The organism is Bartonella sp. AA86SXKL, from assembly GCF_042196885.1.
The window spans coordinates 1-648 of the sequence record NZ_JBHIRE010000422.1; the positions used below are offsets into that span (position 1 = coordinate 1).

The window sequence follows — 648 nt, forward strand, 5'->3', positions numbered from 1 at the left end:
AAGTCAAGAGTCTATAACATATCATTTAGGGGGAGTATCTTATTTTATTCGTATAGAAAATCCAGAAAGAGTGTAGTCTGTCTATAGAAAATGTTTCTAAAGCATTTTTCATATAATTTCCTTTAATATTAATTTACGAGAGAAATTTCATCCTTGATGAAGATAAAGCCGTTTATAAAAAGAGTTGCGGCTTGTGTACAAGCTAATAAATGGAAAATTTTTTTCAAAAAAAGATGATATTTATAGCACGAATCCTGAAACATTCTTTGGATGAAGAAAATGATACTGATAACACTGAAAATATAACTGGTTATTGGGTGAAAGAATTAAAAATAGCTCTTTTTCGTTTAGTGGTGTTCTATAAAATCCATACAGCAATGAAAATGATTATGGCAGCAATTTGATTGCCATAGATGAATGAAGTTCAAAAGACATAAAGGTAGAGCAGGACAAAAGAAATTTTATAGAACTTTTATCTTTTTCATGAAGAGCATGGAATTAAAAGAGCGAAATTTTTCTTTAGAAATCGCTGAATTATGTTGGTAAAGCTTCCTACAAAAAGAACATATTGTATTATAAGCATGTTATTTTATAGTGAATAATGTTTTTATCATGATAAGCATTCTTTTTTACATTGTGTAAGAATTT

1 protein-coding gene is annotated in these 648 nt (G+C 27.9%); it reads left to right on the forward strand.

Annotated elements, in window-relative coordinates:
- The first annotated feature begins 209 nt into the window (after positions 1-209).
- The gene (locus ACFIO5_RS12380; protein ID WP_375705562.1) at positions 210-404 is read left to right on the forward strand and encodes a hypothetical protein; all 195 of its coding nucleotides are present in this window, start codon (positions 210-212) and stop codon (positions 402-404) included.
- Positions 405-648: the final 244 nt, after the last annotated feature.